We start from the raw sequence: 8,129 nt of genomic DNA, 5'->3' as shown, positions 1-8,129 counted from the left end.
CAGGCCATGAGTGTTTATCAGAAGAGTCGCAGTGAATATTTGAGTTTGCTGGCGGCGCTATCCGCTGCCGGGGTTGCGGCTTTGGCGGAGGGGTATTTGGTCCAATTGGCCGATCACGAGGCGACGGCGGCGCGGGTGGTGGACAAGATGCCGCTCAATTTCGAGCATTTGGCGTTGATTGCTTTGATGTTTCCGCGAGCCAGGGTGATTCATGTGCGTCGGCATGCGGTGGACACCTGTTTGTCGGGGTATTTTCTGCGTTTTGAGCGCAGCATGGGGTATGCGACGCATTTGGCGGGGTTGGCGGGTTATTATCGGGGCTATCGGGCCTTGATGGCGCATTGGAAGCGGGTGTTGCCGCTGCCGGTATATGAGATGCAGTATGAGAGGCTGGTGGGGGATGCGGAGGGGGAGGTACGGCGGTTGGTGGCCTTTTTGGGGTTGCCGTGGGCGCAGCGGGAGCGGGTGGTGGAGGGGCGGGTGTTGACGCCGAGTTCGTGGCAGGTGAGGCAGCCGGTGTATCGGGAGGCGGTGGGGCGGTGGCGGCGGTACGAGCCCTGGCTGGGGGAATTGGTAGAGGGGTTGGGGGAAGAGTTGCTGAAGGAGGGGGAGCGGCTGGAAAGGGAGTGGGCCTGAAGGGATAACCGGGGGTCCGGGGGGGCGAGCCCCCTCGGCGGGGTTTGGGGCAGCGCCCCAAGGTGTTATCCGTTGACGTTGACGTTGACGTTGACTGGCCGTAAGCGGTCCGCTGCGCCAAAGGGAATACCATCAAGCCGGCACCCGGCACCAACCCGTTTGCAGGCAGCGGACCGCGGGGGGGCAAGGGGGGGTCTCATCCCCCCATCCTTGAAGGTTCCGGCAAGCCGGACGCGCATTTTTCCCCGAATGAATCCGCTTAAAAGGAGGTGGTTCGCCCAACGCTTTGTTCCAGGCGGCAACTCCGCAAACGGATGGGGGGATGAGGCCCCCCCTTGCCCCCCCGCGGTCCGCTGCGAAACAGTCCGCCGGTGCGGGTGAGGGGCTTGTGCGTTTTGATCGGAGGCAGCGGACCGCTACGGCCAGTCAACGTCAACGGATAAAACCTTGGGGCGCCGCCCCAAACCCCAGCCGGGGGGGCTCGCCCCCCCGGACCCCCATTTACTCCCCCTTCCCTTCCCCTTCCCCTTCCCTCACCTCACCTCTCCGTCAACGCCACCCTCTTGGCCTTCAATATGGGATTGATCAGATAACTCAATATCGTCCTCTTCCCCGTTACAATATCCACACTCGCCGTCATCCCCGGAATGATCGGCATCACCTGCCCACCCCGCATCAACCGACTCCTGGCCCGCAACAACAACCGATACCGCGCCTCCCCACCCTCCTGACTGATGGTGTCGGCACTCATATCCTCCAATACCCCCTCCAATAACCCATACACCGACGGATCATACGCCGTGATCACCACCCGCGCCGGCAAACCCGGCCGCAAATCCGCCACATCCTGCGGCGCCACCCACGCCTCGATCAACATGTCATCCTCCACCGGCGTCACCTCCAAAATCGTCGCCCCCGGCGGAATCACACTACCCAACGTGGTCAAATTGATCTGCTTCACCACCCCCCGAACCGGCGAAACCACCTCCGTGCGCCGTACCCGATCCTGCTCTGCCGGAGCCGCCTCCCGCATCACGTTGACCCGCGACATCCGCACCGACAAATGCTCCAGCGACTCGTTGCGAAAAGCCAACTCCCTGGAAGTCACCCGCTGCCGCGCCTCCGCCAAAGCCTCCTCCAAACGCGGTACCGCCATGCGGGCATTGGCCAGATTGGCCTCCTCCTCCGCCAACCGCCGCTCCATGGCCAGTATCGCCCCCTCGGAAGTGGCCCCGCTCTTCAACAAGGGCCGGTTCATCTCCAACTCCCTGCGCAACAACGCCGAGGTGCCCACCAACCCCTGAATGCGCGTCTTCGACTCCGCCAACTCCTGCGCCTTCTGCGTAATCTGCCGCTTGAGAATGGCCACATCATTCTCCAAACCCGCCTTGCGGGAGTTGAATAACGCCACCTCCCGCTGCACCAGCTCCGGCCCCTCCCTGACCACCTCCGACGGAAACTCCGGCTGCCCCCCGTTGCCCTCCGCCTGCAACCGCGCCACCTCCGCCAGCAAACTCAAATATTCACTGCGACTCTTCTGATAAACACTCATGGCCTGCGTGTTGTCGATGCGAACCAGTATCTGCCCCGGCTCCACACTCTGCCCCTCGGCAACCAGCTTCTCCGCCAGAATCCCCCCCTCCAGATTCTGAATGCGCTGCGTCTTCTGCGCCGGAACCACCCGCCCCTGCGCCTTGGTCACCCGATCGATCCCGGCAAAATCGGCCCAAACCACAAAAGCCGTCACCAAACCCACGATCACCCCCAACAACAGCGTCGCCGCCCCGCGAGGCTTGCGCCGCCGCGCCGCATCCGTCACCGGAATCAATCCGTCATCCACATCCCCGAAAGACTTCATGAGCGGTTCTCCGCCGCCGCCAACATGGCCAGAATCTCCTTCTGCGGCCCGTCACCCACCACCAGCCCCTCCCGAATCACCAGAATACGATCCATCAAGGCCAACATCGCCGGACGCTGCGTCACCGCCAAAACCGTGCGCCCCTCCAAACAGCGATGCAACTGCTGCACAAACGACTGCTCCGCTCCCCGATCCATGGCGCTGGTGGCCTCGTCGAACAACAACAGCCGCCGCCCCCCCACCAAAGAACGGGCAATCAACAAAGCCTGCTTCTCCCCCCCCGACAAAGCCGCCCCCTCGGTGCCGACCTGCCGGTCCAATCCCAACGGATGACGCCTAACCGTCACATCGAATCCCGTCACCGCCAAAGCCTGAAAAATCTCCCGATCCGTGGCCCGCCCCGTCCCCATGGCGATGTTCTCCCGTATGCTGCCGGTGAACAACCCGTTGCCCTGGGGAACATGCCCGATGCCCTGTCGCAAATCCGCCAGATGCCACTGCCGCACATCCAGACCCTCCACCATCACCGCCCCGCCCTGCGGCTCGTAAAGGCCCAGAATCAACGCCAGAATCGTACTCTTGCCCGAACCATACGGCCCGATGATCCCCACCCGCTCCCCCTCGCGAATGGTGAAGGAGACCCCGCGCAACGCCGGTTCCACCTGGTCGGGATAGCGAAACATCACCTGCCGGAACTCGATGTTGCCCACCGGGGGATCACGCGGAACCGGCGTCAGGTTGGCGGGACGCTCATCGGGAATGCGCACCAGATCATCCAGCGCAGCCAAAGCCACCCGCGCCTGCTGCCAACGGATGAATACCGCCGCAATCTGCGACAAGGGCTGCATGATGCGCCCGGACAACAACGAACAGGCCACCAGCCCCCCGGTGGTCATCTGCCCCGCCATGATGTAATAAACCCCCATGATCACCATGCCGACATACGCCGCCGACGACATCAAACCCACCAGAAACAGGTAAAGCGTGGGATCGGAACGCTCCCTGGCCGCATCGACGGCCTGGCTGTCCACCAGCATCTCCCAGCGATGCCGCATGCGCCCCTCCAACCCCAAAACCTTCACCGTCTCCAGCCGATGCAACACCTCCACCAGAAAACCCTGCCGGTTGCCCGTATCCCGATCATGCCGGAAACTGCGCTCCCGACCGGGCCACAACATCACCACCCCCAAAACCACCATCAACACCGTGGCCATCAGGGGTATCAGAGCCAGCATCGGCCCGCTGAGCCAGGCAATGGTCAGCAGGAAAACCACCACGAAAGGAAGATCGACAAACGTGGCCAGAGTGGCCGAAGAGAAGAAGTCCCGCAAAATATCGAAGGAACGGATGCGATTGGCCATCTGACCGGGCGTGCTGCGCAACGAGGCCAGCGGCAGTCGCAACACCTTGGCGAAAATGCGACTGGCCAGGATGGTGTCGAGATTGCGCCCGGTGACGTTGATGAAGTGGTAACGCAAAGCCCGCAGCAGGAAATCGAACAGCAGCGCCACCCCCACCCCCAACGTCAACACCCACAGACTCTCCACGGCCTGATTGGGAATCACCCGGTCGTAAACGCTCATCACGTAGAGCGGCACCGCCAGCGCCAGGAAGTTTATGAACAGGGAGGAGAGGAAAACCTGGGCGATAATGCTTTTCTGGGCGAGAATTTCCGGCCAGAACCAACGGTTTCCCGCAGGCTGCACATCATCGCTCTCCGGCGGGGACTCCCGATGCCGGGGCCGGGTGAACAAGGCCCGCCCCGTGACCTCGGCATCCAGCTCCGCGCCGGAAACCACCACATAGCCCGGATCGCTCTCGGGAAAAATCAGGCGCGCCGCATCGTCCGGCTCCCTGGAGAGCAACACCGCCGCCCGCCCCCGCTCCAGAAGCAGCACACACGGCAGCAGCGCGGTCTGAATCTCCCGCCAGGGGATCTCCACCAACCGGGCGGCCATCCCGGCGCGCCCGGCGGCTCGCAGAAACAACGCAGGCGTCAGTCCGCCTTCCGGCAGCGGCAACCCGTGAGCCAGGGAAACCGCCGACGCGGGTTGGCCAAGCAACCGCATCACAATGGCCAGACAGGCCAGCAGAGCATCGTCAACCCGCGCCGACGGCGGGGGCAGGACCGGGGGGGAACAGGCTTCCAGAGACGTGTCGGACAAGGAAAGGCTCCCGAAACGGAGAGGGGGACGGGAAACGGCGCTCTCCCCGGAAAGGGGGGCGACAAAGGCGGATTGATATCCCTGAATGCCGATGAATTGTACCCCAGCCCCCCGCCGGGATACAGGGTTGAAACGGAACCGGGTTTGCTTCCGGCCATGCCCGGACCGGACCTTTCCGGACCACCCGCCGTGCCGCCCGTTCCGGCAGTGAATGGCCCCCTTGCCGGGACCATTCCGCAAGGGCCGGATAAAATCATTAAAATTTATTCCATCGCGAAGCAACCGCGTGATATACTGCCTCTCCTTGGCAGTATGGGGATATGGGGATATTCCCTGGCTGAGGGCCTTCTAGCCCGCATTAAAAACTATAAATTATCACCGGTGCATGTAAGCAGGGTTACTATTAATGATTGAAGAACTTGGCAGCATCATTCGCACCGCCATCAAGGAAACCGTGTTGGCCTTTTTTGTCGCCGATATTGCTCTGGAACCCGGCCCGGTAATCGTCAAGTCGGGCGATGCGGATTATCGCCCGCCCCACGCCGATGTCACCGCCATCGTCGGCTTCGGGGGTGCGCTGAAAGGAGGCGTGCATCTTTCCGCCCCCTCCCATGCCGCTCTGGGTCTGGCGTCCGCCTTTTCCGGGGAACACCTGGACCAGTTCAATGCCGTGTTCCGGGACGCCTTCGGCGAACTGGCCAATATCGTCGCCGGCGCGGTGAAAGGACTCCTCAACGATGCCATTGCGTTGAATCCGCCGCAAGTCGTGGTGGAGAGTGGCCTGAACAACGTCTACGCCCCGTCGCTGGAGTATACGAAATGCTACTTCATGACCCGGAACGGGCCCTTTTTCATTGAAGTATTCTACGCGGATAACTGATCCGCTCCCCCCTCAGCGATTATCCCGCCGCCGGGCCGCGGCCACATCGCTGGCCACCATCTCCCGCACCAGTTCGACAAAACTGGTGCGGTGCGACCAGCCCAGCACCCGGCGCGCCTTGGAGGCATCCCCCTGCAGCAACGGCACCTCGGTGGGCCGGAAAAAGCGGGGATCGACCTCCACCAGAACCTCCCCGCTGGCGGCATCGTATCCCACCTCCCCGGAACCGCTGCCCTGCCAACGAATCTCGCGTCCCACCTCGGCAAAAGCCAGCTCCACGAACTCCCGCACCGAATGGCTCTCCCCCGTGGCCAGAACATAGTCGTCGGGACGCTCCTGTTGCAGCATCAGCCACATGCCTTCCACATAGTCGCGGGCGTGACCCCAGTCCCGTTTGGCGTCCAGATTGCCCAGATAGAGCCGTCCACCCCGCCCCCCGTGGAGAGCCGCCACCGCGCGGGTGATCTTGCGGGTGACGAAAGTCTCCCCACGGGTGGGGCCTTCGTGATTGAAGAGAATGCCGTTGGAAGCATGCAACCCGAAGGCCTCCCGATAGTTCACCGTTATCCAGTACGCATACAGCTTGGCCACGGCATAGGGACTGCGAGGCCGGAACGGGGTGGTCTCGTTCTGAGGCACGACGGGCGTATTGCCATAGAGTTCGGATGTCGAGGCCTGATAAAAACGCACCCTCCCCTCCATGTTCAGGATGCGCACCGCCTCCAGCAGCCGCAAGGTTCCCAGGGCATCGGAGTTGGCGGTGTACTCCGGCGTTTCGAAACTGACGTGAACATGGCTCTGGGCCGCCAGATTGTAAATCTCCGTCGGCTGAACGTTCTGAATGATGCGAATCAGGTTGGACGAATCCCCCATCTCCCCGTAATGCAGAAAAAAGCGTACATCCTTTTCGTGCAAATCCCGAAACAGATGATCGATGCGCTGGGAATTGAAGGAAGAGGCCCGACGCCGCAGGCCATGCACCACATAGCCCTTCTTCAGCAGCGATTCGGCCAGCCAGGCGCCATCCTGTCCGGTGACTCCGGTGATCAGGGCAACTTTTTCACTCATGAGACCCTCTCCTGCTCAAGGGGATGCTGTTGTCAATCCGAGGTTTCGGGCGATTCCGTTTCGGCCCGATGCCGGTCGGCCCTTACCATTTCGCCGATGATCTCCTCGAAGCCGCGCCGGGGTTCCCAGCCCAGGGACTCACGGATCGCGGAGGCGTCCCCGCACAGGGGGACCGGTTCCGGAGGTCGCAACAACTCCGGGTCGATGTGCACATGGTCGCACCAGTCCAACCCGGCGCAGGCGAAAGCCAGGGCCACCATCTCGGCCACGGTGCGGGTCCGGCCCGTGGCGATGATGAAATCGGCGGCCCGCCCGGCAGTCAGCATGACCTGCATGGCGGCGACGTAATCCGGTGCGTAGCCCCAATCCCGCCGATGATCCAGGTTACCCAGAACCAGCTCCTTCTGCAGGCCCAGACCAATGCGGGCTGCGGCGCGGGTGACCTTGCGGGTGACGAAGCGGGGGGAACGACGCGGGGATTCGTGGTTGTAGAGAATGCCGGTACAGGCGAAGAGACCGCGTTCCTCGCGGTAGAGTCGCACCAGATGGTGTGCCGCCACCTTGGCCACCCCGTAAACCGAACGGGGGCGGAACGGGGTGTCGAGGTTCTGGGGGGAGTGGTCGGGCCGACCGAACATTTCGGCGCTGCCCGCCAGAAAGAAGCGGCATTGCGGACGATGGCGCGCCACAGCGGACAACAGGGCGCGACTGCCTTCGACGATATCCCGCAGCAGGGTGGCCTCCTCCGCCGGCCCGGTATGCACGAAGCTGGGGGCTCCCAAATGGTAACACTCGTCCGGCGCGGCGGCCTCGATGACCCCTTCCAGGCCGTCGAACCCCTCTCCGGAGAGGGCATGCCAGATCACCCGTGGCCGCAACGCGACCATGTAGGGCTTCCCGGAAGCGCTGTCGGGATCCCGCAGCAGACCGTGAACCTGATAGCCCTGCTGCAGGAGATGTTCGGCGAGATAGCTGCCGTCCTGCCCGGTGATACCGGTGATCAGGGCCCTTTTCATGCCGTTTGAGGGAGTCGCGAATCTCCCGCCGCCAGGAGGATGGATACCTTAAATAACTTTAATTTCAATTTATTATCTTTTAAGTAGCCGAAAAGGAAATGTTCTGTCCGTTGACTTTTCCGTTGCCAAAAGGACGCAACGTCCCGTTCCCGGTGTAACGGTAGCCCAAACGGAGATCGATTGCAAACCTTCGCCCAAGTGTCCAGGGGAGTACCTGGCAACCCGACTTGAGAAACGAACAAGGTCAAACCGCGCCATTGAATTCGGCCATTGCGCCGAAAAAGACCCGTCAAATCGATACGAAATGGCACCCGCTCCGATAAAACGGGGCTCCAGAGTATCGTCTCCACGATAATTCCCGGACAGCTCCTCCATTAAGTCTACAGGATCGCACAGTTTATCGACTAAAATTTACTGAATGCCTCAATCGTATCTGTTCAGGTATACGGGGGTTGGGGGGGATTATCCCCCCCAACGGGTCCAGGGCAGCGCCCTGGGACTCTTCC

At 62.2% G+C, this 8,129-nt stretch carries 6 protein-coding genes; 2 read left to right on the top strand and 4 right to left on the bottom strand.

Annotated elements, in window-relative coordinates:
- On the top strand, window positions 1-636 hold a 636-nt coding region (locus HQL56_16230), incomplete at its 5' end, for a sulfotransferase (protein MBF0311063.1).
- Window positions 637-1,174: 538 nt separating this feature from the next.
- On the opposite strand, the gene HQL56_16225 is transcribed toward HQL56_16230, so the two are convergent.
- Together HQL56_16225 and HQL56_16220 are read right to left on the bottom strand one after the other, a co-directional pair.
- Window positions 1,175-2,494: an HlyD family type I secretion periplasmic adaptor subunit gene (locus tag HQL56_16225; protein MBF0311062.1), complete on the bottom strand. Its 1,320-nt coding sequence runs from the start codon at window positions 2,492-2,494 to the stop codon at window positions 1,175-1,177.
- Window positions 2,491-4,659 (bottom strand): type I secretion system permease/ATPase, encoded by a 2,169-nt coding sequence (locus HQL56_16220; protein ID MBF0311061.1) that lies wholly within the window; start codon window positions 4,657-4,659, stop codon window positions 2,491-2,493. The genes HQL56_16225 and HQL56_16220 overlap by 4 nt, the downstream gene beginning before the upstream one ends.
- Window positions 4,660-5,065: 406 nt before the next feature.
- On the opposite strand from HQL56_16220, the gene HQL56_16215 reads away from it, so the two are divergent.
- Window positions 5,066-5,539: a chemotaxis protein CheX gene (locus HQL56_16215; GenBank protein ID MBF0311060.1), complete on the top strand. Its 474-nt coding sequence runs from the start codon at window positions 5,066-5,068 to the stop codon at window positions 5,537-5,539.
- A 12-nt stretch (window positions 5,540-5,551) separates the two neighbouring features.
- On the opposite strand, the gene gmd is transcribed toward HQL56_16215, so the two are convergent.
- Both gmd and HQL56_16205 read right to left on the bottom strand, forming a co-directional pair.
- Window positions 5,552-6,607: a GDP-mannose 4,6-dehydratase gene (gmd, locus tag HQL56_16210; GenBank protein ID MBF0311059.1), complete on the bottom strand. Its 1,056-nt coding sequence runs from the start codon at window positions 6,605-6,607 to the stop codon at window positions 5,552-5,554.
- 32 nt (window positions 6,608-6,639) lie between these two features.
- Window positions 6,640-7,623: a GDP-mannose 4,6-dehydratase gene (locus tag HQL56_16205; GenBank protein ID MBF0311058.1), complete on the bottom strand. Its 984-nt coding sequence runs from the start codon at window positions 7,621-7,623 to the stop codon at window positions 6,640-6,642.
- Window positions 7,624-8,129: the final 506 nt, after the last annotated feature.

The sequence above is a fragment of the Magnetococcales bacterium genome (assembly GCA_015231925.1).
Taxonomy (GTDB): Bacteria; Pseudomonadota; Magnetococcia; order Magnetococcales; family JADGAQ01; genus JADGAQ01.
The sequence above is the reverse complement of the archived record's forward strand: the minus strand, read 5'-3'. Positions and strand labels throughout refer to the sequence as shown.

What these genes read in the sequence shown, in the direction of transcription:
- HQL56_16215 (MBF0311060.1), top strand. Translation starts at nt 5,066, where the DNA reads ATGATTGAAGAACTTGGCAGCATCATTCGCACCGCCATCAAGGAAACC.
- gmd (MBF0311059.1), bottom strand. Translation starts at nt 6,607, where the DNA reads ATGAGTGAAAAAGTTGCCCTGATCACCGGAGTCACCGGACAGGATGGC.
- HQL56_16205 (MBF0311058.1), bottom strand. Translation starts at nt 7,623, where the DNA reads ATGAAAAGGGCCCTGATCACCGGTATCACCGGGCAGGACGGCAGCTAT.
- HQL56_16225 (MBF0311062.1), bottom strand. Translation starts at nt 2,494, where the DNA reads ATGAAGTCTTTCGGGGATGTGGATGACGGATTGATTCCGGTGACGGAT.